Here is a 21,436-nt window from a genome sequence, read left to right on the forward strand (position 1 = left end):
GGCTTCAACATCTTCTTCGCCGCGTCGGACGGCGACAGGGACCAGGAGCTGTACGCGGTGCCCTTCCGCCCCTGGTGGCTCTGCTTCAGCCAGGACTGCTGAGCGCTAGGCTGCCCGCCGTGACAACACCTCCCACACAGGGGCTGTCATGCGGGGTGGCCAGTAGCACCGCGACGGGGCTGTATCAGCGTGCGGGGGTGGTGAGGAACCTGTCCCGCAGGGCTTCTGCGTCCTGGCGATCAAAGCCACGGCCCTGGAGGTGCGTGCGGCGACTGACGGAGTGGAAGGTGGACTCAAGCGTCTGGATGAAGCGCCGCAGGTCCTCGCCGAGCCGGGCACGGATGCCAGGCCCTTCTGGAGGCCAGGGCAGCTCCACCAGAAGCGACGTGAAGCGGTCGAAGGCGTCGTAGTCGCCGTAGCGCAGCAGTTGGTAGCTGCCGTCGTGGAAGTAGCCCAGGAAGCCCTTGAGGGCGTCCAGCGCGCGCTCGGCGGCGGGGACGTCCTCGGCGCGCAAGTGGGACTCCGCGGCCCGGCACAGCTGGGCGTATACCCACAGGTCCTTGCGCAGGCGCAGCGCCGCCTCCTGCGGGCTCATCAGCTCGTCGAAGACGCCGTCGGCCAGCCCCCCGTTGGGCGCCAGCGCCTCCACCAGCGCCACCACCTGCGTGCGCAGCACCGCCGTGAAGGCGGACGCGGCGCGCAGGGGGGCTTCCGCGTCGCGGTCCAGGTTGACCAGCACCTCGCGGGCCACGCGCTCCGTCTCCCGGGCGATGTCGCGCGCGGCGCGCAGCGTGGCGGCCTGCAGGGACTTGGAGCCGGCCTTCGGAGACAGCTCCGAGTGCATCCACGACGCCAGCGCGGTGGCCTCGCTGCGCACCAGCGCCAGCAGCACGCGCACGCGGCGGGAGAAGGGCGGCTGCTCCTCCGCGTCCACGTAGGCCAGGTAGTGCAGCAGCCGGAAGAGGCCCAGGAAGGCGGTGGTGAAGGCGGTGCGCTGCTCCTCCTGGAGGGTGACCAGCGTGTCCAGCAGCCGCACTGAACGGAGCCGGTCGTATTCGACGCGGAACTCCAACGGGCGGAAGGGACGGAAGTAGCGGTTGAGGACGATTTCCCGCAGGGACAGCTTGCCCACGTCCTGGAACAGGCCGAGGTTCGCCGCCGGCAGCTTGAGCAGGTGGTCCAGCAGGTTCTTCAGCGCGTCGAAGGCCTCGCGCAGCACGAAGAGGCTTTCGGGCGGCGTCTCCTGGTCCAGTTGCTCCTCGATGAGCGCGCGCCGGACGCGGTCGTCCGCGAGCTGGGTCTCCACGTACTTGCGGAAGACCATCTTCTGGTCGCTGTCCGGGTCCTGCAGGTGGCGCGCGACGCGGATGGCGCGGTCCATGGCGTCGCGCACGTCCGCCAGCTCCTCGCGGAAGTCACGCGTGACGAGCGGCCTGTCGCGCGCGTCCACCACCGTGTTGAGGTTGAGGTAGCGCTCCACCGCGCGCAGCAGCATCTCGAACTCGAACAGCAGCTCCTCCCGCCCCTCCACGGGCACGCCGCGCAGCCAGCGCTCGCGTTCGGCGAGGAAGCCGGCGCGCGACGTCTGGGAAGCGCGCATCAGGTCGGCGTAGAAGTCGCGGGGGACGCGGGGCGGTGAGGAAGGCGTGTCCTGGCTCATGGCATCTCAGAAGAGGCTGCCCTGGGGCGTGGGCGGTGGTTGCTTCTTGAAATATTGGTACGTGCGGTGCGTGGCCATCCGGCCCCGCGGCGTACGCTGGAGGAAGCCCTCCTGCATCAGGAAGGGCTCGTACACGTCCTCGATGGTATCGCGCTGCTCGCCCACGCTGGCGGCGATGGTCTCCACGCCCACCGGGCCGCCGCCGAACTTGTCGAGGATGGTCAGCAGAATCTTGCGGTCCATGGAGTCCAGGCCGCTGGCGTCCACCCCGAGCCTGTCCAGCGACTTCTGCGCCAGCTCCAGGGTGATTCTGCCATTGCCTTCCACCTCCGCGAAATCACGCAGCCGGCGCAGCAGCCGGTTGGTGATGCGCGGCGTGCCTCGCGAACGGCTGGCCACCTCGCGCGCGGCGTCCTTGTCCAGGGGAATGCCCAGGATGCGCGCGGAGCGGTGGAGGATGCTCTCCAGGGCCTTGGCGTCGTAGTACTCCAGCCGTTCCTGAATCTGGAACCGGTCGCGCAGCGGCGAGGTGAGCAGGCCGGTGCGCGTGGTGGCGCCAATCAACGTGAAGGGCGGCAAATCAATCTTCATCGCCCGGGCGGCGGGCCCGGTGTCGATGGTGATGTCCAGCCGGAAGTCCTCCATGGCCGGGTAGAGGTATTCCTCCACGGCGGCGTTGAGGCGGTGGATTTCGTCGATGAAGAGCACGTCGCGCGCGTCGAGGTTGGTGAGCAGGCCCGCGAGGTCCCCCTTGCGCTCCAGGGCGGGGCCGCTCGTGACGTGGATTCCCACGCCCAGCTCGTTCGCGATGATGTGCGCCAGCGACGTCTTGCCCAGGCCCGGCGGGCCGGAGAACAGGCAGTGGTCCAGGGCTTCGCCCCGGCTGCGCGCGGCCTGCACGTAGACCTTGAGCTTTTCGACGACGGGCCCCTGGCCCACGTACTCGTCGAACGAGCGCGGACGCAGGGAAGCCTCGAGCCGGACGTCCTCGGGCAGGACCTCTTCCGAGAGTGTGTCGGACTTCCTCGCCATGACCATCCGGACCCTATACAGGAAGGCCGCGCGTGTCGCCGCACATCTGGCGGCGATACATTCAGTGGGCCGCCGGACCCGCCAGCCAGGCGGGCGCAGGCAGGGGAAGGTGGGGCCCTCTCCCAGCGTTCCAGGCACAGCCCCCCGCCGATACTCCGAGGCGATTGAAGTGCGCCTGCCGTGTGCGAGAGTCGAACCTGGAGACCGCATGAACACGAGCCCTGCGTTTCGTCCCCTCCCCTCCCTGGCCGGCGCGCGCGCCGAACCCGTGCCCGGGCTCCGGCTCCAGAAGCTCCGCCGGGCCGCGTTGGATGCGAGAGAGGCCTTTGTGAGGGAAGGCCCGGTGGCGGCGGTGGCCACCTGCGACCTCGTCACCTTCCCCTACCCCGCCCAGTTCGCCTTCAGCGGCGCGGCGTTGTCTCCGGCGCCCTACGTCATGCTGACGAACCGGATGCAGGTGGTGCAGTTCGTGGACCGGGAGGGCGCGCGGCGCACGCTGCTGTTCAACCCCTCCGACTACGAGCGCGGCGTCTCCGCCCCCTTCTACCGCGCGCTGCGCGAGCGCTACGGCGCCTTCGTCTCGGACAAGGTGATGTCCACGCGACACGGCTCGGTGCAGAGCCACCTGGCCGCGCTGGGCCTCATCCCGGCGGATGTGGACTACCTGGCCTTCGACCACCTCCACATCCAGGACCTGCGCGGCTGGCTGGGCGGTGACGGCATGCCCGCGTACTTCCCCCGCGCCCGGCTGCTGGTGCAGCGCGCCGAATGGGAGGTGGCCCTGGAGCCGCACCCAATGCAGGCGGTGTGGCTCGTCCCGGGCGGCGCCGACATCCCCCGTGAGCGCGTGGTGCTGCTGGACGGTGACGTGTGGCTGGGCCAGGGCGCGGCGCTGCTGAGCACGCCCGGCCACACGCGCGGCAACATGTCGCTGGCGGTGGCGACCTCGCGCGAGGTGTTCGTCACCAGCGAGAATGGCGTGGCCACGGAGAGCTACACGCCGCTCCAGTCCGCCATCCCCGGCGTGCGCCGCTTCGCCGAGCACATGGGCTGGGAGGTCGTCCTCAACGGCAACACACGCGAGGACTCCCTGGACCAGTACTCCTCCATGGTGGTGGAGAAGCTGTTCGCGGGCACATCCTCCGTGGACGGCGCGTTCATCAACTTCCACCCGTCCTCGCAGCTCACCGCGCACGTCATGGCGCCCGGGTTGTCGCCCACCATCGTCCTGCCCGCGCCCAACTTCGGCGACGTGCGGCCCACCCCCGCGTCACGGCGGGCAGCCTAGCGCTCAGCAGTCCTGGCTGAAGCAGAGCCACCAGGGGCGGAAGGGCACCGCGTACAGCTCCTGGTCCCTGTCGCCGTCCGACGCGGCGAAGAAGATGTTGAAGCCGGCGCGCACGAAGTTGAACGGGTTCGACGACGCGGCCCCCGGCGCGATGTCCAGCAGCCGGCTCGTCACCCAGGGGCGGCCGGCGCTGTACCAGACCTCGCGCCCGTGCCCCGCCGTCTCCGCCGAGAAGAACAACCAGCCGGACTCGGCCTTGAGCCCCGTGGGCACGCTGCCCACCGGCCCTGGCGCGATGTCGCGCACCATCATCGTGCCCTGCGCCGTGCCGTCGGTGCGCCACAGCTCGCGGCCGTGCACGCCGTCGTCCGCAGTGAAGTACAGCTCGCCGCCCAGCGCGACCAGCTCCTTGGGCATCGAACCCTGGGGGCCTGGCCAGAGGTCCCCGACGAGCCCCGTGCCCTCCGCCGAGCCATCACTGCGCCACAGCTCGCCGCCATGCACCGCGTCGCCTGGGTTGCCGTACCAGTCGCTCGCGCCCGCCAGGAAGTACAGCGTGTCATCCAGCGCGGCGAGGTACGCCGGGTAGTCACCTGGAAAGGTCCGCACCCGCTCAGCGGACGGCGGCGCCGTGCGCGCCACCCACAGTTCGCCCTGCTCCGTGCCCGGGTCCAACAGGAAGAACAGGTGCCGGCCCGCCGGCGTCAGCCCGAAAATCACCCCGGCGCCCTGCTGGGAGAACAGCCGCGTCGGCCGACCCTGGCGGTCCACCCACCAGAGCACCGTCTCCGCGACGTTGGCGGACACCAGCGCCAAGCCCTTGCCCCACGCCGTCAACTGGCTCAGGGCGAGCGAACCCGCGCCGGGCAGGAAATCGTGCACCCGCTCCGTGCCCTTCTCCGTGCCGTCGGTGCGCCACAGCTCGCGGCCGGACAACCCGTCATCCGCCGTGAAGTAGAGGGCGCCGTCCACCTCGGTGAGGAACTCCGGCGCCGCGCCCACCGTCCCACGCCGCACGTCCCGCACCAGCACCGTGCCGTCCGCCGTGCCGTCCGTGCGCCACAGCTCCGCGCCGTGCACGCCGTCGTCCGCGACGAAGAAGACCCAGGGGCCCACCCGCGTCAGGTTCCGAGGCTGCGAACCCGCCGGCCCCGGCCGCAGGTCCTTCAGCCGGAGCGTCTGCCGCGCCCCGTCGACGCTGGCCCACAGCTCGCGGCCACTCACGCCGTCATCCGCGCTGAAGACGAGCACCTCGCCCGCCCGCGCCAGCTCCTGCGGCTGCGAACCTGTCAGTCCCGGTCGGATGTCACGCAGCCGCTGGGCCGTGTCGCTGCACACCGCCCAAGGCTGCGGAAACAGGACGGGCGCCTTGCGCCCCGACGACTCCGTCGACATGTCGACAGGTGCCTGCGACCCGGGAACGGCCCGCGCCCATTCCTCTCCCGCATCACCTTCCACCAGCGGCTCACACCCTGCAGTTCCCCCGCAAAGCAGCAACAGCCCCACAGGAATGGCACGCCATGACGTCATGTATGCAACCCTCATCCTCGGCGCCGTGCCGGCCCTCGCCGCTGGAACTGGAAAGTGTCACCCATGTCGGATGCTCCTACTCGGACTCGGGTAGGAAATCGCGTCTGCTGTCCGTCATCACGCGACGCCGGACGACTTCTGAAGACAGGGCAACACTGGGGCGTTCTGGCCCCAGCATCTTTCAAGCTCTCAACGGGAGAGAGGACGGTACGGCCCAGCCGTTCTCCCGGATTTTGCCGTCACAGCGCCGTCACACCCGATGTGTCGTAGCGATCAGCCGCCGGAGCGGAGCGCCTTGAGGGCCTCGCGGAACAGCGCCTGGAAGGTGGCCTCTGCCCCCAGCCGTTCGCTGGCCAGGTCCGCGGCCTTCTCCGCCTGGGGCTGCTTGTAGCCAAGGTTGAGCAGCGCGGAGACCAGGTCCGCATGGGCTCCGCTGACGGCGGCCGGCGCGGTCCCGCGCGACACCGCTTCCAGGTGAATCGTCTTCACCTTGTCCTTGAGCTCCAGCACCAGCCGCTCGGCGGTCTTCTTGCCCACGCCGTGAATCTTCGCCAGCCGCGCCACCTCGCCCCGCGACAGCGCCGCCACCAGCTCTGGCACTTCCATGCCGGACAGCACCATCAACGACAGCCGGGGGCCCACTCGCGACACGCTGTTGAGCAGCAGGAACACCTCTTCCTCGCTCTTCGTCAGGAAGCCGAAGAGGTCGAAGGCGTCCTCGCGCACCACGGTGCGCACGCGCACGTCCACCGGCTGTCCCTCCGCCGGCAGCTTCCCCAGCGCCAGTGAGGAGAAGTTCACCCGGTAGCCCACGCCGCCCACGTCGATGGTGGCGTCCTCCAGGTCCTTCTCCAACACCGTCCCACGCAACCGCGAAATCATCTCGCCTCCGGACGCCGGTACGCGGGCGCCAGCCGGTCCGCCAGCAGCGCCGCCGCGCCCTTGCGCTTCTTGCCCGACGCGGACGCCGCCGGTACCGCGGCCCGCCCATGGTTGAGGTGGCACAGCGCCACCGCCAGCGCATCACTCGCGTCCGCGCGCTCCAGCACCGACGCATCCAGCTCCAGGAAGGTCCGCACCATCCGCGCCACCGCGTCCTTCCCGTCCGCGCCGCCCGCCCCCACCGCCTTCTTCACCTTCGCCGGCGCGTATTCGAAGACGGGCAGCCCCGCCTGCGCCGCCGCCAGCAGCGCGACACCGCGCGCATGCCCCAGCACCAGCGCGCTGCGTGCGTTGCGGAAGGTGAACACGCCTTCCACCGCCACCGCGGCCGGTCGGTATTTCACCAGGGCCGCCGTCAGCGCACCGTGCAAGTCCCGCAGGCGGTCCGACAGCGGCAGCGCCGGATCGCCCTTGATGACGCCGTGGCCCACGTGCACCAGCCGGCCCCGCTTCTCCTCCACCACCCCGAAGCCCATGAACCGGCTTCCCGGGTCAACGCCTAGCACGCGCACGTTCCACTCCGTTCCAGCACTCCGCTACTGCAACAACGAATCCAGCATCGCGTCTTCGATTTCGTAGTTCCCGTGCACGTTCTGCACGTCGTCGTTCTCCTCGAGCGCGTCCAGCAGCTTCAGGAGCTTCTTCGCCGTGTCCACGTCCAGCGCGACGGTGTTCTGGGGGAGGAACACCCACCGCTGCTGCCCCAGCGGCAGGCCCGACTCCTGGAGCCGTCCCGCCACCGTGTGCAGGTCCGCCGCCGCGGTGCGCACCTCGGCGCCTTCGTCCCCCAGCATGATGACGTCCTCGGCGCCCGCGTCGATGGCCTGTTCCATCAACTGGTCCTCGGAGGGGCCGTACTTCACGCTGATGACGCCCTTCTTCTGGAACATCCAGGCCACCGCGCCCTCGGCGCCCAGGTTGCCCCCATACGCGCTGAAGGTGGAGCGCATGTCGGCCGCGGTCCGGTTGCGGTTGTCGGTGAGGCATTCCACCAGGATGGCGACACCGCCGGGGCCGTAGCCCTCGTACGTCACCTCCTCGTAGTTCTCTCCCTCCAGTTCGCCCGTGCCCTTCTTGATGGCGCGCTCGATGGTGTCTTTCGGGATGTTGGCCTCGCGGGCCGCGGCCAGCGCGACGCGCAGGCGGGCATTGCCGGAGGGCTCACCGCCACCGAGCCGCGCCGCGACGGTGATTTCCTTGACGACCTTGGAGTACAGCTTCCCCTTGGTCGCGCCCATCGCGGCCTTCTGGCGCTTGATCTTCGACCACCGATTGTGACCGGACATGGTGGGTGTGCCTCAGCGGGCGCCCAGCGGATGGAGCACCCCGCGCCGGGCCTTGTCCCCTACCGAGGGCCGCCGAGTCAAACCCTTCAAACGCCCGCGTCGTCGGACCGGACAGCCCCCTCCAGGCCCTCCGCGCCACTCGGCGCGCCGGGAACCTTCTTGGGGAAGTCCAGGATGACGGGAGGCTGCGAGCCTCCGACCAGGGTGAAGGGCGCGGAGGCCCCGTCCCCACCGGAGGCAGCGGGGGCCGGCTCCCGCGCATCCACCGGCACGGCGTCCACGGAGGGCGCGGGCTCGAAGAAGCCGGGCACCGTGGCGCCACAGCGCGCCCGCTCGCGTTCCTCCAGCAGGCACGCGGGCACCAGGATGCCCAGCGCGAACAGCCGCGTGGACGCCTCGTACGCCACCGCCTCCGGGAACTGGCACTCCAGCAACATGGCGCGCAGCGTGCGGCGCCCGTCGAAGAGGCGCACCACTTCGCCCACGTCCTCCGGCAACGACGCCAGCATCTCCGCCAGCCGGGCGAAGTCCACCGTCAGCCGCGATGCCAGCGGCAGGCCCCGGGCACGCAGCGCGTCGAAGCGCTCCAGGCCCTGCAGCACCGTCTCGCACAGGTACGGGCGGTCCATGGTGAACGAGCCCTTGTGCAACTCGGGCCCCAGCGTCACCGCGTAGTCCCCCGCGCCGAAGCAGAGCATCCGCCGGAAGGCCAGGCTGCCGCGCTCGCCATTGAAGACGGCGTCCACCACCAGTCCGTGCCGGAAGGCGAACCAGCCCTGGCCCTCCGCCAACACCACGCGGCCAGAGCGGACGCCCGCCAGCAGCGCTCGCGCCACGTCCGTCAGCGGCAGCCGCTGCGTGTCCGACGCGAAGGCCGCGTCACCGCTGCACTGGCCCGCCTTGAGCCGGGCCAGCGCCACCACGTCTCGTGCGTCCACGGGATGGGCCAGATAGTCGTCCGCGCCCACGCCGCCCGCCAGGTCCCGGTGGAACTCCTCTTCACGCCGAGCCAGCAACAACACCGGCAGGTGCGCCGTGCGCGCGTCCGCGCGAACCTGGCCACACAGGCTGAAGCCGTCTCCGTCCTGGAGCTCTACCTCCGTGACGACCAACTGCGGTGCCGTGCCGCCTTCCGCCAACGACGCCAACGCGGCCTGCGCGCCCGCGACCAGCAGGACTTCGAAGCCCGCTTCCGCCAGCGCAGCAGCCAGCACGGCCTGCGCGCCCGGCGCCGAATCCACCAGCAACACCCGGGGCCGGCCTCGTGACGCATGGCGACGCGCCCCCGCCTCGGCCAGGGCTTCCGGTCCGGCATACGTGGAAGGTTGTGGGAGCGCGGTAGCCATGAATTACTAAATCTTCGCGCCAAGCCGGACAAATACGCAAGGTGCCGACAAGCCCCTGGAATCGTTGGGGTTTCCGCCCGCCGCTCTGCGGGGTAGGGTGCATGCATGATGCGTCCTGGCTGCTTCGGCCCACTCGTGTCCGCGCTGTTGCTCGTTTCCCTGGAGTCCGCCGCTCAGGCGCCAGCCCCTGCTCCGGCCGACGAAACGCCGCGCGTCACGACGTCTGACACGGCGCTCCTTCGCGGCACGAGCGAGGACCCGCTGGGCGCGGTGCTGGCGCCCGTGACGCTGCCGGACGGAGCCACGGCGCTCTATGGCTTCGTGGGCGCACCGGAGCTCGGCGTGGGCTTCCGGCAAGGCATCTCCGGCTTCGAGCTGGAGGCACGCGCGCGGCTCCAGTGGTTCCAGCTCTCCGCCGCGCTGGAGCTCGCGGTGCGGCGCAAGGTGCTGGAGCAAGGCATCCTGTCCCTGGCGCCCACGGTGGGCCTGGGCGTGGTGCTCAACTCGGGCGCCACGTACATGGATGACCGGAACTACTCCGGCGTGCTGTTCCGCGTATCGCCCGGGCTGGTGGCGGGCTGGCGCGTCGCGGACACGGTGTCCGTGCTGGGGCTGTTGGACGTGCCGGTGGACATCGGCCTGTCCAATGGCCAGTCGCGGCGCATCCAGGCGCTCGGCGGAGGCGGCGTGGAGGTGTACCTGGGCAGCAACCTGTCAGCGCTGGCGGCGGGCCAGCTCGGCGTGGAGTCCTTCCAGGAGCGCTCGGGCGAGAGCCACACGCGCCTGGGCTACAGCGTACGACTGGGCCTGGGCGCCCGGCTCTTCTGACTCACGTCAGTCCAAAGCGCTCCAGCTTCTTGAGCAGTCCCTGGCGCGACAGGCCCAGCGCCTCCGCCGTGTGCGTGCGGTTGCCATTCAGGCGCCGCAGGGCCTCCTCGATTTCGCGCCGCTCCAACGCTTCCACCTTCTGAGCCAGCGTCGTGGAGCCCGGCGCGCGGGTGGCGTGCAGCCGCTCGCTGCCGGTGAAGGACAAATCCTCGGGCTGGATTTCACGCCGCTCCCCCGCCAGCACGGTGGCGCGCTGCATCTCATGGCGCAGCTCGCGCAGATTCCCCGGCCACGCGTGGGCCAGCAGGGCCTCCGCCGCGGCGTCCGACAACAGCCGGGCGCGCCCGTCCGGGCACAGGTGGGCGCACTGATTGAGGAAGTGCTTGGCCAGCAGCGGCAGGTCCGCGGGGCGCTCGCGCAGGGGCGGCAGGCGGATTTCAACGCCCTTCACGCGCCAGTAGAGGTCCTCGCGGAAGGCGCCTTCCTGAAGCATGCGCCCCAGGTCCTGGTGGGTGGCGGAGATGAGCCGCACATCCACCTGGACGGGCCGGTCCGCGCCCACCGGAAGGATGTCACCCGTCTCCAACGCACGGAGCACCTTCACCTGGAGGGACGGCGACATGTCGCCCAGTTCGTCCAGGAAGAGCGTGCCTCCGTCCGCCTCCGCGAAGAGGCCACGGTGGTCCTTGGTCGCCCCGGTGAAGCTGCCCTTCACGTGGCCAAACAGGGCGCTCTCCAGCAGCGACTCCGGCAGTGCGCCGCAGTTGATCGGGACGAAGGGCCCGTCGTGGCGGCGGCTCTTGAGGTGGACGGTGCGCGCGAGCAGCTCCTTCCCCGTCCCATTCTCGCCCGTGACGAGCACCGGCAGCTCACTGGCCGCCACGCGCTCCGCCAGGGACGTGGCCGCCAGGAAGGACGCGCTCTGCCCCACCAGTGAGACACCGCCCGCCGCGCGCGTGAGCGAGCTGCGCAGCGTCTCCACCTGCCGCTCCAGCGTCACCCGCGCGAGCGCCCGTTGCACCACCACCAGCAGCACGTCAGGGTCCACTGGCTTGGAGAGGAAGTCGTACGCGCCCAGGCGCACCGCTTCCAGCGTGTGCCGCGTGTCCCCTGCCCCGGACACGACGATGACCTTCGTCCCGGGCTTCGCGCTCAGCAACGCCGCGAGCCCCTCCAGCCCCGCGGAGACACTCCCGTCGGGAGGCAGCATCAGGTCGAGCAGCACCAGGGGGAAGTCGCGTGCGTCGAAGGCCGCGCGAGCGGAAGGCCGGTCTGCGGCTTCCACGACCTCGTAACCCGCATCGCGCAGCAGCCCGCCATAGACTTTGCGGAACGCGGCGTCGTCATCCACGAGCAGCAACGGGTGTGGTGCGGACATACGTGTCGCCTCCGCCTCAGTCCGGAAGCGGCGCCTGGCGTGGCGTCCCCATCAACTCCAGGGTGCGCAGTGCCACCTGGATGAGCGTCTGGGCGCACGGCTCACACCCACCGCCACAACACCGCGGCCAACGGCCTTCCGGGTTGCGCAGCAACGGGCGCACACAGGACTGGTAGTAGCTGGGGAAGCCGAGCTCCTCGCTGGCGCGGACCAGCGCGGCTTCAAACGGAGGTGGCGCGGGGGGAGTGACGTCGGACACGGGGCTGTCATAACAGCCACCGTGTCCGCTGCCCACTCGCCCGCGCCCCCCTCTGAATCAGGGTGTCACGACCATCCGGGCGCCCACTTGAGCATTGTTGGCGGGCACCAGGTCCGGGAAGCTGCCCATACTCACGTCCGCGGCCACGTACCAGACGTCCCCGCTGCTGACGGTGGCCCGCGACGACACCGACACTGTCCGGCACTGCCCCCGGGCAAGCGTCACGCTCATCTGCCCGACCCGCACATCCACCGCCGGGTCCAGGTGCTCGTCACGAGACAAGTAGGCCCTCACGGAGGCCGACCCCTGACCAAAGCCTCGATTGCAGACGGAGACCTCCGTCGGATACGCGTCACCTGCCTGGACGCCCACCGGGGCACTCACGGCCGTCACGGCGAAATCGCTCCAGCCCCCCACTGCGATGGGCACGGAGAACAAGAGGGCGCGCCACTGCTCGGGGGCATACACATCCCATGGGTCCCCGAGATAAGCCACCAGCCTGTAGGCGCCCTCCTGCGGCACGTTGGACCAGCCCCGCAGCGTCGCCTGCGCGCACGCGCCCGGAACGAGCGCCGGAACCACGACATACTCGGAGAGCGCGGAGACGGGAAAGTCATCCTCCGTGCGCAGCGCGAGCCCGACCGCAGTGCCAGGCTGAGCCACCGGGCTCCGGTTGCACACCGTCGCGGTGGCATTGATGGTGGCGTTCGTGTCGATCGCCGTCGGCGCTTGAAGGTCCGTGACGACCAATCCACTGAGCTGGGTCACCTGGATGATATCCCCCACGGCGCCGTTGTTGGACTCCACCAACTCCGTGATGGCGTTGTCGAAGTCGACCCGCGCCGCCAATCGAAACGCCCCCGTGTAGTAGGGCGCCATCGCCTCCGCGTCCAACGTGATGCAGGCCCCTGGCGCCAACGACTCGACAGACAGCTTCGCCCCCTGGATGCCCGCCGAGATCTCCGGGAGCACCTCCGGCACGAAGAGCGTCTGGACGGCCGCTCGCGGCGTCCGCACATTGCCCTGATTACAGACCGTCACCGAGACAGGCAGCTTCCCTTCGGGCCACGCCGCCCGCCCCTGGGCGGCGATCCGCGTCACGACCAGGTCAGGCCCGGTCCCCAGCCCCACCACGGGGCCTGTCAGCGCGTTGTTCTCCAGATGTGCCTCTCCCCCGACAGGCGCAACGAGTTCCACCGAGGCCTTCACATGGACAGTGGCGGGCAACCCCTGCGTGGGAACCGTCCCCACCACGGGAAGCACCGCGCAACCCTTGCCTAGCGCTCCAAAGGCCCGGGTCCCCACGCGAATGCCTGCCCGAGGGTCCGGGCCATCCGACAGCGCCACATGAACCGCCAGCGCCGACGCGGAGAGCGTTCCCGTATTGCAGACCGTGACTTCCGTGGTGAAGGAGGCCCCCGGAACGAGCGCGTGCGTCAGCGGCTCGATGCGTGTGACGGAGAGGTCCGCCGAGGAGCCCAGCAGGACGTCCACGGACCTGTCGTTGTTGCCCAAATGAGCCTCTGTCTGCGCGCCAACCGGATTCACCGTGGCCACCAGCCGCCAGCTTCGCGCCGCGTTCGCCATGGAGCCCAGCGACTCCTCCCACTCGATGCACTGGTTGGCCTCCAAGGCCGGGATGTTCCGCGATGAGACACGCAACACGCCTTCAGCGGAGGGCTCACTGGCACGAAGCTGGAATTGCACCTGCGTGGCGGACGCGGGAGCCGTGCCCTGGTTGCACACCGTCGCGCGCACAGGAAGGCTCCCGTTGATCGACTCCATGGCCGGTGCCCTCAGCGCCGCGACGACGTAGTCGGGAATCGAGCCCACCTCGAGAGGACTGACGACACTGAGGTTGTTGGTCTCGTCATCCTCGGGCCGCTCATTCAGCGGATCCACCATGAACGCGAGGTACGAAGTGCCCGGTTCGCTGAGCGCCCCGACGAACACGACGCGTTCGCATCGTCCGGCATCGAGAAAGAGCCACGACTGGTCGAGCATGACGACGTCGTCGGTGTCGATATGTGCGTCGGACGACCGATAGAGATATACCGTCGCCCACTCATACCCCTGGCCTCTGTTGCACACACGGGCAGCCACATGAAAAGGCCACTCCGGGCGAACGACCGAGGGCACCGCCACCGACTCCACGGTGAAGTCGGGAAGCGCGTCGAACGTCACGGAGTCGCCAGCGTGCGCGTTGTTCTCCTCCGAGACCTCGTCTACACGCGCGTGCGGATCCACCAAGGCCCCGACGAACCACATCCCCGACTGGGACGCCTCCTTGTTGGCGACGATTGAACGTGACGCGCACTTCCCGGCCCCCACCCATCCCGAGGAGACGGCCCCCAGCAACGCGTCCTCCTTGGCGATGCACACGTCCCGGGACACGTACACCTCGACGTCCGCGCTCCCCGCGCCGCGGCCGATGTTGCAGACCGTGACGACAACCTCGAAGGGGTCCCGCCCGTAGACGCGCGATGGCGCACGAACATCGGTGATGACGAAGTCGGGCAGCTCATCCCCACGCACCGCACGCGTCGTCGTTCGCGCCGCCGGAGGCGGACCCTTGCAGTCTTCGAATCTCACGGGAAGGTCGTGGGTGACCTCCCCGGAAACGCGCGGCGACGCGGCGAGCGCCATCGGCATTCCCAACACACACGGCGCCAGTTGCAACACAAGCCCTAGAAGCCCACCTGCAATTCTTGACGGCATCGTTCCCCCTCATGCTCCGGGGCTGGCCTTGAGTTCAGGCGGCAGCAACCCGGGGCATCGGGACGTGATCTAACATGCGGGCCTGACCGGAACGAATGCACGGGCGTGAGGAAGCCTCACGGGGATCCTCGCATCAACGGGTCCACGCGACGCGCCGCGATTCAGAGCAGCGAGGATTGCGCGGGGACTTCGGGTGCGCTCGCCAGGGGCTGGCACGAGGAACACCAGTACGTGTTCCGTCCACCGATGCGCAGGTGGGAGACCGGCGTGGCACAGCGCGGGCACGGCGCCCCCGCGCGGCCGAACACGTTGCGCCGGTGCTTCGCCTGGCCCTGAATGCCGAAGAGGTCTCGCTGGGTGCCTCGCATGCGGAGCCCTTCATCGAGAACCGCCTGGATGGCGCCGTCCAGCCGCACCACCTCTTCGGCCGTGAGAGACGACGCCAGCCTGCGTGGGTCAATCCCTGCCTGCCACAGGCTCTCGTCCGCGTCCCGGTTGCCGAGCCCCGCCACCACCCGCTGGTTGAGGAGCACCGTCTTGAGGGGACTCTTCCGGCGCCGAAGCTGCCTTGCCAGCACCGCCGGAGTGAAGCCCTCGCCCAGCGCCTCCGGCCCGAGTTCATCCAACTTCAGGCGCGCGGCCAGCTCAGCGGAAGGCGCCAGGGCGATGCGCGCGTAGCCCAGCGAGTCCGTGAACTGCAACTCCTCGCCCCCCTCCAGCTCGAGCACCACCAGTGTCGAAGACGGGCGCTCACTCCCCTTGGGGCGCAGCGCCAACTCTCCGAAGAGCATGAAGTGCAGCGCGAGCGTCGTCCCATCATCGAGCGCGAGCAAGATGAACTTGGCCCTTCGGTTCGCGGCGGTGACCTGCCGCCCCTTCAAGGCCTCGATGAAGTCTGGCGGCGACGGGAAGCGAACGACGGAGGGAACCAGGACCTCCGCCCCCGCGAAGCGGCGGCCCACGACGGCATGCCGCAAGTCCCGGGTGATGATTTCGACTTCAGGCACCTCTGCCACGCGGACGTCTCCTCCGCACATGCATGGTGCCAGCGACTGGCCACGCGCCACGAAGATGCCCACCCGCCATGGGGCCTGACCGCCCTCCGAGCAGAGCGCGCGGCGCTCAGCCCCAGGGCCGCCCGCAAGCGGACGCGCCCCTGGGACTCAGGCGCGGACCTCCACCTCGCGAACCTCGCGAGACACCTCCCGCACCTCGACTTTCACATCCAGGAACTGGGCGATGGTTTGAAGCTGCGTCTCGGCATGCCCATCCAATCGCAGCGTGCGGAACACGCCGCCCTTCGCCAGCGCCACGAGGAGCAGCAGTTGGTCACACAGGTGCTCGCCTACCGGCACATCCGCGTCGAGGTAGCGCTTCACCTCTTCAGCGACCTGTCCGGCCACGGCCTCCGCCCGCTTCCCCCGCTCACCAAAGCCGGTGAAGACCTCTGTCACGTGCTCGCTCTCCACTTCGGCGACCAGCACGTTGCCGGGCCCCAGCGGACGCTTCAGCTCCTCCGTCCGGAGTTCATCGGGCCGCCACTTCAACATCGCCCCCGCCGTGCCCAGCTCGCGCTGCGCCACGTCGAACGGAATCATCGCAATCACGGCCTTCAGGTCGCGACGGACCACGCGCCCCCGCTCCAGCAGGTGCAGTGGCTTCAGCGGCGCGGGTCGCACGTCGACCCGGAACCGCCCGCCTCCCGCCGGGAAGAAACCGGCACGCTCCAGGGTCGCCTCCACGGACGGCCCCATGCGACGGACCAGCGGCAGATACGCCCGCTGGAGGAAGTCGAACGGTGGCGCCATGGGGTTGTGCGTTCCCCCCTCCAACATCAGCGTGGAAGGCCCCTCCGCCAGGAGCAGCGCCGGAAGCACCGTCTGGAGCACCAGCGTCGCGCTGCCCGCGGTACCCACCGCGAAGTGATAGTTCCCCGCGGCCAGGGCACTCGGCCGGAAGGTCAGCTCTCGCGAGCCGAGCTCCGCGCCCGACACCTCCGCGGCCCCCACGGCTTCTGCGGCCTTCACCGACGTCAGGTGCTGGCGCAGCAGGCCTGGCTTCTTCCGGCCCGCGCGGATGTTCTGGATGGTGAAGGGCTTGCCCGTCACCAGCGACAGCGCCAGCGAGGTGCGCAGCACCTGCCCCCCGCCCTCTCCCAATGAACCATCGATGCGCACCATGACGACGTCCTCCTTGCTGCTCGCGACTCACGAACCACCCGGCACGCACTGACACCCCCGTGAAAATAGCGGCGCCCGCGTCCCCATCCTGGCGGCCTTTCGGCCTCTTGGGGAGCGCGGGCGCCTCGGTGTCTTCATCCCGGCATGTTCACCTCTCGGTTTCTAGCCCTTCACGCACACGACCTGCTTCAGGGTATGGACCACTTCCACCAGGTCCGCCTGCGCCGCCATCACCGCATCGATGGGCTTGTACGCAGCCGGCGTCTCGTCGATGACGTCCACGTCCTTGCGGCACTCCACGCCGGCGGTCGCCTTCACGTGGTCCTCCACCGTGAAGCGCCGCTTCGCCGCCTCACGCGACATCACCCGGCCCGCGCCGTGGCTGCAGGAATGGAAGCTGTCCGCGTTCCCCTTCCCGCGGACGATGAACGAACGCGCCCCCATGCTTCCGGGGATGATGCCGAGGTCGCCCTCGCGCGCCCGCACCGCGCCCTTGCGGGTCACGAAGCAGTTCTTTCCGAAGTGGTGCTCACGGGCGATGTAGTTGTGGTGGCAGTTCACCGCCGCGTCCTTCAGCTCGAACGGAGGCAGCTCACCGCTCAACTGCAGCGCCTCCACCGCCTCATGCAGCATCAGGGCCCGGTTCGTCGCGGCGAAGTCCTGCGCCCAGCTCACCGCGAAGACGTAGTCCTCGAAGTGCTCCGTCCCTTCCGCCAGGTACGCCAGGTCCCCATCCGGCAGGTTGATGAACCAGCGGCGCATGTCCTGCTTCGCCAGTTCGATGAAGTAGCTCCCGATGCGGTTCCCCACGCCGCGCGAACCGGAGTGCAACATCAGCCACACGCCATCCGACTCATCGAGGCACAGCTCGATGAAGTGGTTCCCCGTGCCCAGCGTCCCCAGGTGCGACAGCTCCGGCCCACGGCCGATGCGCGGATGCTTCCCGACGATGCGGTCGTACCCCTCCACCAACCGCGCCCACTCCTTCTGGTGCCGTGCGGGCGCCACACGCCACGCCCCCACGTCGTTGCGGCCACCGTTGTCGGAGCGGCCATGCGGCACCGCCCGCTCAATCGCCGAGCGCACCCCACGCAGCGAGTCCGGAAGCTGGTCCGCCCGCAGCGTCGTGCGAACGGCGATCATCCCGCAGCCGATGTCCACACCCACCGCCGCCGGCACCACCGCCCCTACGGTGGGAACCACGCTTCCCACCGTCGCGCCGTAGCCGCGGTGCACGTCCGGCATCACCGAGACCCACTTATGGATGAAGGGGAGGCCGCGCAGGTTGCGCAGCTGCTTCTTGGCCTCTTCCTCGAACGGAACCCCCACCGTCCACGCCTTGATAGGGCGGCCCGCCTCGTCCGACAGCACCTCGTAGTTCCCGTTGTCGCGGCTCATCGTCTCCACCTTTCCGTCGTCCGCCGGGCGCTGCGTCCCGGTCACGGAGGAGGCCTAGAGCAGCCGGCGTGCCAACACGGTTGCCGAGGGAAGCCCCCCAGGCGAGCTGGCATTCCCTATCTCCTAGTATAAATTCCTATCTGGATGGCGAAATCACGCGCGCGCAAGACGGTGGTCCTGGGGATGCTCGGGACGACGCTCGACAACGGCCAGGGCCCCCATCGCTGGGCGCGGTGGCGGCCCACGGTGGCGCTGTGCCAGCAGGAGGACCTGTTGGTGCACCGGCTGGAGCTGCTGCATCCGCCGAACGCGACCTCGCTCGCGGCCATGCTGGCGCGGGACATCCAACAGGTCTCACCGGAGACGGAGGTGCGGGGCAAGGTCCTGGACATCCGGAACCCGTGGGACCTGGAGGAGACGTACGGCGCGCTGCTCGACTACGTGCGCGGCTATGCCTTCAACCCCGAGGCGGAGGACTACCTGGTCCACATCACCACGGGCACGCACATCGCGCAGATCTGCATGTTCCTGCTGGTGGAGAGCCGGCTCATCCCCGGCAAGCTGGTCCAGGTGTCACCCGACCCCAGGGACCGCGCGGGCGCGGGTACGCACACCCTCATCGACCTGGACCTGTCCCAGTACGACACCCTGGCCGCGCGCTTCCGGCAGGAGCAGCGCGAGGGCCTGGCGTTCCTCAAAGCCGGCATCGACACCCGCAACGCGGCATTCAACCGCCTCATCGAGCGCATCGAACAGGTGGCCGTCCAGTCCCGCGCGCCCCTGCTCATCACGGGCCCCACCGGCGCGGGCAAGTCGCAGCTCGCGCGGCGCATCTACGCGCTGAAGAAGGCGCGGCGCGGCGTGGCGGGCCCCTTCGTGGACCTCAACTGCGCCACGCTCCGGGGCGACGGCGCCATGTCCGCGCTCTTCGGGCACGTGAAGGGCGCCTTCACGGGCGCGCTGAGCGACAGGCCCGGTCTGCTGCGGCAGGCGAATGGCGGGGTGCTCTTCCTGGACGAAATCGGCGAACTGGGCGCGGACGAGCAGGCCATGTTGCTCCGCGCGCTGGAAGACAAGCGCTTCTTGCCCGTGGGCGCCGACCGCGAGGTGGAGAGCGACTTCCAGCTCATCGCCGGCACCAACCGGGACCTCCAAGTCGAGGTCGAGCGCGGGCGCTTCCGGGAGGACCTGCTCGCGCGCATCAACCTGTGGACGTTCCGGCTGCCCGCGCTGCGCGAGCGCCCGGAGGACATCCCTCCCAACCTGCTCTTCGAACTGGACCAGTCCTCCGAGGCCGTGGGCACGCGCGTCACCATGAACAAGGAGGCGCAGAAGCGCTTTCTGGACTTCGCCACGTCCACCGAGGCGAGGTGGGCGGGCAACTTCCGGGACCTCAACGCGGCGGTGCTGCGCATGGCCACGCTGGCGGCGGGTGGACGGATTACTCGGGACGTGGTGGACGAGGAGCTCGAACGGCTGCGCGAGCAGTGGCGGCCCTCCGGAGCGAAGGCTGCGGTCGTCGCCGGGGACCTGGTCGCGGAGGTGCTGGGGGAGAACCTCGCCAGCGAGCTGGACCGCTTCGACCGGGTCCAGCTCGCGGACGTACTGAGCGTCTGCCGGGCATCGCGCTCGTTGTCGGACGCAGGGCGCGTGCTGTTCGCTCAGTCACGCGCCCAGAAGAAGAGCGTCAACGACGCGGACCGGCTGAAGAAGTACCTGGCCCGCTTCGGGCTCACGTGGGCGGACGTCAGCGGGCGAGGCGCGTAGGCCGGACTCAGAGCATGGGCATGCCACGCGTCGTCACGCCCTTGCCTCCCTTGGCGCCCTGACTTCGCTGCGCGCCCTGCCCATCGCGGCCCAGGAGGTAGAACGACTCCTGTCTGGACACGAAGAACTTCCAGCCCTCCTCGGTGAGGTAGGCCGGATCCTCCTGCATCACGAAGACCTTCTGCCCATCCCACTCCGGCACCGACGTGGCGGTGTTCAGCTCGATGGCGATGTACGAGCCCAGGCGCAACGTCTTGGACTCCTCCTGCCGGCTGGCCGAACGGAAGTCGATGCTCGCGCCCAGCGCGTGGCCCTGGTTGCCCAGCGGGTGGCTGTACACCATGGCCTCGATGCCCTTCTCCTTCATCTCTGCCATCGTCTGCGTGTACACCTGCGCGGACGTGCGGCCCGGACGGGAGGCGCGCAGCATCAGCGCGTCCTGGAGTTCGATGGTGTTGGCCAGCGCCCGCTTGAGGCCCTCCGGCGCGTCCGTCTCTCCCTCGTTCAGCACGTAGGCCATCTTCTGCCAGTCGGAGTTCAGCCCCATGTAGGTGATGCCGAAGTCCACGTGCAGCAGGTCGCCGCGGAGGATGACGACGTCCTCCTTCGCGGGCGCCAGGAAGCCTCGCGAGCTGGCGCCGTCCGCGCCCTTGCGCTGCACGCGCAAGTCCGGCTGGAACCAGGTGTCCACGCCCAGCGCCCAGAGCCTGTCATAGAGGAAGCGGCGCACGTCACCGACGGTCGTCTTCCCCGGCACCACCACCTCCGGTGAGAAGGCCTCCTTCACCACGGCCTCCGTCAGCATCACCAGTCGCTGGTAGTGCAGCCACTCCTCGGGGATGCGCGTGTCCAGGTACTCCTCGATGAGCGGCGCGGCGCTCACGAAGCGGGCCTCCGCCTCCGCGCCCAGGGCCTCCACCAGGAAGGCGTAGCTGTCCTTCGTCAGGCTGCGCGTCACCCCACGCTTGCCGCCAATGCCCAGGGCAATCGTCCGGGGCTGATAGCGCGTGTTCAGGTCCGCCAGGATCTCCTGCGGCTTGCGCCCTTCCTCGGGCAGCTCGAAGAAGCGCGCGAGCGTGGCCTCCGAGTAGCCGGAGAGCGCGACGCGCTTGAGCCCCTCGGGCCCGGCGTCGACGAACACGAAGATGTCCCGGTTGCCCGCGTAGGGCCGCGGCGGCGCGATGAACTGGGTGAGCGGGTCGTCGTGGAACTCCTCGTTGACGACCACCCACATGCCCACGCCATGGCGGCGCATCATGTCCAGCAGCATGCCGTGGCGCTTCTCCAGCCAGGCTTCGCGCTCGGCGATCTGCTCCGACCAGGACATGAGGCGCGGCGGCGAGTCGTCAGCAGCGCCCTGGCGCCCCGTGGTGGCACAAGCGGCCAGCAGCAACAGCGGCAGGGCCGCCCACTTCGCGGACTTCATGTGAGGACTCCCATCGAGAAGGAGCCCGCACCGTATCGCATGAAAGCCAGGGGGCCTCCGCCTCCAGAGCCCTTGGATTCTCTGGAGACGGAGGGCCTGGGGTGCGCCCCCTCCCTCACTCCCTGGAAGTCCGCACTCCAGCGCCTCTCCGGATGAGCGCGTCCTCGACGCCCGCATCATGTGGTCGTCGGCCCCCCGGTCCCGACGCGACCACCCTTCGAGATGACGGCTGTCCCCCGACGCCGTCTGCTGGAGCGGGGCCTCATCCCCCGCGCGCCGAACTCAGAAGCTGGCGATCCGGAACTCGAAGTCGCTCTCGTCGAACGACTCCAGTTCCTGCCCCCCCAGGTCCTCCGCGTTCCCCCCCGCTTTCACGACACTCCGCGCGTCCCCCGGAC

17 protein-coding genes are annotated in these 21,436 nt (G+C 69.6%); 3 read left to right on the forward strand and 14 right to left on the reverse strand.

All coding sequences use genetic code 11. The features are described from left to right. Positions 1–184: 184 nt before the first annotated feature. Together FMP39_RS33205 and ruvB are read right to left on the reverse strand one after the other, a co-directional pair. Positions 185–1,660 (reverse strand): hypothetical protein, encoded by a 1,476-nt coding sequence (locus FMP39_RS33205; protein WP_090493223.1) that lies wholly within the window; start codon positions 1,658–1,660, stop codon positions 185–187. A gap of 6 nt (positions 1,661–1,666) precedes the next feature. After that, positions 1,667–2,698: a Holliday junction branch migration DNA helicase RuvB gene (gene ruvB / locus FMP39_RS33210; protein WP_141594042.1), complete on the reverse strand. Its 1,032-nt coding sequence runs from the start codon at positions 2,696–2,698 to the stop codon at positions 1,667–1,669. A gap of 202 nt (positions 2,699–2,900) precedes the next feature. On the opposite strand from ruvB, the gene FMP39_RS33215 reads away from it, so the two are divergent. After that, positions 2,901–3,980 (forward strand): hypothetical protein, encoded by a 1,080-nt coding sequence (locus FMP39_RS33215; RefSeq protein WP_141594043.1) that lies wholly within the window; start codon positions 2,901–2,903, stop codon positions 3,978–3,980. A 3-nt stretch (positions 3,981–3,983) separates the two neighbouring features. On the opposite strand, the gene FMP39_RS33220 is transcribed toward FMP39_RS33215, so the two are convergent. The 5 genes from FMP39_RS33220 to FMP39_RS33240 all read right to left on the reverse strand — a co-directional run bounded on the left by FMP39_RS33220 (position 3,984) and on the right by FMP39_RS33240 (position 9,084). Beyond that, a complete protein-coding gene (locus tag FMP39_RS33220; RefSeq protein WP_228558546.1) occupies positions 3,984–5,375 on the reverse strand; it encodes an ELWxxDGT repeat protein in 1,392 nt (463 codons plus the stop codon). A 408-nt stretch (positions 5,376–5,783) separates the two neighbouring features. Further along, the gene (ruvA, locus tag FMP39_RS33225) at positions 5,784–6,392 is read right to left on the reverse strand and encodes a Holliday junction branch migration protein RuvA (RefSeq protein ID WP_141594045.1); all 609 of its coding nucleotides are present in this window, start codon (positions 6,390–6,392) and stop codon (positions 5,784–5,786) included. After that, the gene (gene ruvC, locus FMP39_RS33230) at positions 6,389–6,964 is read right to left on the reverse strand and encodes a crossover junction endodeoxyribonuclease RuvC (RefSeq protein ID WP_011554951.1); all 576 of its coding nucleotides are present in this window, start codon (positions 6,962–6,964) and stop codon (positions 6,389–6,391) included. Before ruvC ends, ruvA begins: the two co-directional genes overlap by 4 nt. 24 nt (positions 6,965–6,988) lie before the next feature. Continuing rightward, the gene (locus tag FMP39_RS33235) at positions 6,989–7,738 is read right to left on the reverse strand and encodes a YebC/PmpR family DNA-binding transcriptional regulator (RefSeq protein WP_141594046.1); all 750 of its coding nucleotides are present in this window, start codon (positions 7,736–7,738) and stop codon (positions 6,989–6,991) included. A gap of 86 nt (positions 7,739–7,824) precedes the next feature. Next, complete coding sequence (locus FMP39_RS33240) at positions 7,825–9,084, reverse strand: PleD family two-component system response regulator (RefSeq protein ID WP_141594047.1); 1,260 nt, start codon at positions 9,082–9,084, stop codon at positions 7,825–7,827. 105 nt (positions 9,085–9,189) lie between these two features. Here FMP39_RS33240 and FMP39_RS33245 point away from each other — a divergent pair, with 105 nt between their 5' ends. Continuing rightward, positions 9,190–9,912, forward strand: a complete 723-nt coding sequence (locus FMP39_RS33245) for a hypothetical protein (protein WP_141594048.1) — start codon at positions 9,190–9,192, stop codon at positions 9,910–9,912. A gap of 1 nt (position 9,913) precedes the next feature. On the opposite strand, the gene FMP39_RS33250 is transcribed toward FMP39_RS33245, so the two are convergent. The 6 genes from FMP39_RS33250 to FMP39_RS33275 all read right to left on the reverse strand — a co-directional run bounded on the left by FMP39_RS33250 (position 9,914) and on the right by FMP39_RS33275 (position 17,845). Further along, positions 9,914–11,290, reverse strand: a complete 1,377-nt coding sequence (locus tag FMP39_RS33250; RefSeq protein WP_141594049.1) for a sigma-54 dependent transcriptional regulator — start codon at positions 11,288–11,290, stop codon at positions 9,914–9,916. 16 nt (positions 11,291–11,306) lie between these two features. Further along, positions 11,307–11,549 (reverse strand): hypothetical protein, encoded by a 243-nt coding sequence (locus tag FMP39_RS33255; protein WP_090493237.1) that lies wholly within the window; start codon positions 11,547–11,549, stop codon positions 11,307–11,309. A gap of 57 nt (positions 11,550–11,606) precedes the next feature. Beyond that, a complete protein-coding gene (locus FMP39_RS33260) occupies positions 11,607–14,141 on the reverse strand; it encodes a CARDB domain-containing protein (protein WP_228558547.1) in 2,535 nt (844 codons plus the stop codon). A gap of 287 nt (positions 14,142–14,428) precedes the next feature. After that, positions 14,429–15,283: a bifunctional DNA-formamidopyrimidine glycosylase/DNA-(apurinic or apyrimidinic site) lyase gene (mutM, locus tag FMP39_RS33265; protein WP_228558548.1), complete on the reverse strand. Its 855-nt coding sequence runs from the start codon at positions 15,281–15,283 to the stop codon at positions 14,429–14,431. Positions 15,284–15,430: 147 nt separating this feature from the next. Further along, positions 15,431–16,447 carry an RNA 3'-terminal phosphate cyclase gene (gene rtcA, locus FMP39_RS33270; protein ID WP_141594052.1) on the reverse strand — a complete coding sequence of 339 codons (1,017 nt, stop codon included), beginning with the start codon at positions 16,445–16,447 and terminating at the stop codon, positions 15,431–15,433. A gap of 162 nt (positions 16,448–16,609) precedes the next feature. After that, positions 16,610–17,845, reverse strand: a complete 1,236-nt coding sequence (locus tag FMP39_RS33275; protein WP_141594053.1) for an RtcB family protein — start codon at positions 17,843–17,845, stop codon at positions 16,610–16,612. A 144-nt stretch (positions 17,846–17,989) separates the two neighbouring features. On the opposite strand from FMP39_RS33275, the gene rtcR reads away from it, so the two are divergent. Beyond that, positions 17,990–19,612 carry an RNA repair transcriptional activator RtcR gene (rtcR, locus tag FMP39_RS33280; protein ID WP_141594054.1) on the forward strand — a complete coding sequence of 541 codons (1,623 nt, stop codon included), beginning with the start codon at positions 17,990–17,992 and terminating at the stop codon, positions 19,610–19,612. Between the two features lie 7 nt (positions 19,613–19,619). Here the strand turns inward: rtcR and FMP39_RS33285 are convergent, their stop codons facing one another. Beyond that, a complete protein-coding gene (locus tag FMP39_RS33285) occupies positions 19,620–21,038 on the reverse strand; it encodes a M24 family metallopeptidase (RefSeq protein ID WP_141594055.1) in 1,419 nt (472 codons plus the stop codon). Between the last annotated feature and the right edge of the window lie 398 nt (positions 21,039–21,436).

The sequence above is a fragment of the Myxococcus sp. AB056 genome, from assembly GCF_006547365.1.
Lineage (GTDB): Bacteria > Myxococcota > Myxococcia > Myxococcales > Myxococcaceae > Myxococcus > Myxococcus virescens.

Excerpts from the sequence above, each read along its gene's own strand:
- rtcA (WP_141594052.1), bottom strand. The coding sequence starts at position 16,447 with ATGGTGCGCATCGATGGTTCATTGGGAGAGGGCGGGGGGCAGGTGCTG.
- FMP39_RS33235 (WP_141594046.1), bottom strand. The coding sequence starts at position 7,738 with ATGTCCGGTCACAATCGGTGGTCGAAGATCAAGCGCCAGAAGGCCGCG.
- FMP39_RS33275 (WP_141594053.1), bottom strand. The coding sequence starts at position 17,845 with ATGAGCCGCGACAACGGGAACTACGAGGTGCTGTCGGACGAGGCGGGC.
- FMP39_RS33240 (WP_141594047.1), bottom strand. The coding sequence starts at position 9,084 with ATGGCTACCGCGCTCCCACAACCTTCCACGTATGCCGGACCGGAAGCC.
- ruvB (WP_141594042.1), bottom strand. The coding sequence starts at position 2,698 with ATGGTCATGGCGAGGAAGTCCGACACACTCTCGGAAGAGGTCCTGCCC.
- FMP39_RS33220 (WP_228558546.1), bottom strand. The coding sequence starts at position 5,375 with ATGTCGACGGAGTCGTCGGGGCGCAAGGCGCCCGTCCTGTTTCCGCAG.
- FMP39_RS33285 (WP_141594055.1), bottom strand. The coding sequence starts at position 21,038 with ATGAAGTCCGCGAAGTGGGCGGCCCTGCCGCTGTTGCTGCTGGCCGCT.
- ruvA (WP_141594045.1), bottom strand. The coding sequence starts at position 6,392 with ATGATTTCGCGGTTGCGTGGGACGGTGTTGGAGAAGGACCTGGAGGAC.
- FMP39_RS33205 (WP_090493223.1), bottom strand. The coding sequence starts at position 1,660 with ATGAGCCAGGACACGCCTTCCTCACCGCCCCGCGTCCCCCGCGACTTC.
- rtcR (WP_141594054.1), top strand. The coding sequence starts at position 17,990 with ATGGCGAAATCACGCGCGCGCAAGACGGTGGTCCTGGGGATGCTCGGG.
- FMP39_RS33215 (WP_141594043.1), top strand. The coding sequence starts at position 2,901 with ATGAACACGAGCCCTGCGTTTCGTCCCCTCCCCTCCCTGGCCGGCGCG.
- FMP39_RS33245 (WP_141594048.1), top strand. The coding sequence starts at position 9,190 with ATGATGCGTCCTGGCTGCTTCGGCCCACTCGTGTCCGCGCTGTTGCTC.
- FMP39_RS33250 (WP_141594049.1), bottom strand. The coding sequence starts at position 11,290 with ATGTCCGCACCACACCCGTTGCTGCTCGTGGATGACGACGCCGCGTTC.